The following is a 1,332-nucleotide window of genomic DNA, read 5'->3' as shown; positions in this document are numbered from 1 at the left end:
CGGAGATGTCTTCTTCTATCTCATGAAACAAGATTTAAGCCAATATAACTAAAAAAGGAGAAATACAATGGCAAAAGCAATTACAGATGCAACATTCGAACAAGAAACAAAAGACGGTTTGGTCTTGGTAGACTTCTGGGCAACTTGGTGTGGTCCATGTCGTATGCAAGGTCCAATCTTGGATAAATTGTCTGAAGAACTTTCAGAAGATGTCTTGAAAATCGTTAAAATGGACGTGGATGAAAATCCAAACACAGCTCGTGCCTTTGGAATCATGTCTATCCCAACTCTTCTCTTCAAAAAAGACGGCCAAGTGGTGAAACAAGTTGCTGGTGTTCACACAGCTGAACAAATCAAAGCCATCGTTGCTGAATTGAGCTAATCATACTAGAGACCAAGTACTTGCTTTGGTCTCTTTTTTCTTGCCCTTTGCCATTTTTCAAAAAATATGCTAGACTGTAGGTAGAATATTACGATGTTTGGGACATGCCATCGCTAAAAAAAACCTTGACTTGGTATTTTTTAGCTCCCTCAAGGGAGCTTTTTGCGTGCTCTGAACATTTCCCATTTTGGAAGGAGTACTATGAAACGTCAATCAGCCTTGGTCGTCTTTAGTGGCGGTCAAGATTCTACAACCTGCCTCTTTTGGGCTAAAGAACACTATGAAACGGTCGAAGCCGTTACCTTTGCCTACGGTCAACGCCATCACCTCGAAATTCAAGTTGCTAGAGAAATCGCTAAGGAACAGGGTATTCGTCATCATATACTAGATATGTCTCTGCTGGGTCAAATCACTGAAAATGCTTTGACCTCTGATCTGGAAATCGAGCAAAAAGAGGGAGCGGTTCCCAATACTTTTGTTGACGGTCGTAACCACCTCTTTCTGTCCTTTGCGGCAGTCCTTGCTAAGCAACGAGGTATTAAAGATATCGTGACAGGTGTCTGCGAGACAGACTTCTCAGGCTATCCTGACTGCCGAGATGTCTTTGTCAAATCTCTCAATGTTACCCTCAACCTTGCCATGGATTACGACTTTGTTATCCAAACACCTCTCATGTGGCTAGACAAGGCTGAAACTTGGGAATTAGCCGACCAACTCGGTGCCTTTGACTATGTCCGTGAAAAGACCTTGACCTGCTACAACGGGATTATTGGAAGTGGCTGCGGAAATTGCCCAGCCTGCCATCTACGTCAGCATGGTCTAGATGTTTATCTCTCACAGAAAGGAGAGGACTAATGTTTTTTGCACCCAAAGAAATCAAACAGGAAACCGGGGAGTCTCTTGTCTACAATCCTCACAGAACCTTGGTATCAAAAGAATTTACCTTTGAT

General features: G+C 42.9%; 2 protein-coding genes and 1 pseudogene. All 3 read left to right on the top strand.

Annotated features, from left to right (window positions below):
- The first annotated feature begins 67 nt into the window (after positions 1-67).
- Complete coding sequence (gene trxA, locus ACLNCN_RS04830; protein ID WP_001029581.1) at positions 68-382, top strand: thioredoxin; 315 nt, start codon at positions 68-70, stop codon at positions 380-382.
- 201 nt (positions 383-583) lie between these two features.
- A complete protein-coding gene (queC, locus tag ACLNCN_RS04825) occupies positions 584-1,237 on the top strand; it encodes a 7-cyano-7-deazaguanine synthase QueC (RefSeq protein ID WP_084888782.1) in 654 nt (217 codons plus the stop codon).
- Positions 1,237-1,332, top strand: a pseudogene (locus ACLNCN_RS04820) (6-carboxytetrahydropterin synthase QueD); the annotation flags it as partial. The gene queC and the pseudogene ACLNCN_RS04820, both read left to right, overlap by 1 nt.

This window comes from Streptococcus sp. CL8.13, assembly GCF_049737895.1.
Note: the sequence above shows the minus strand (reverse complement) of the source record. Positions and strands in the feature narration are given on the sequence as shown.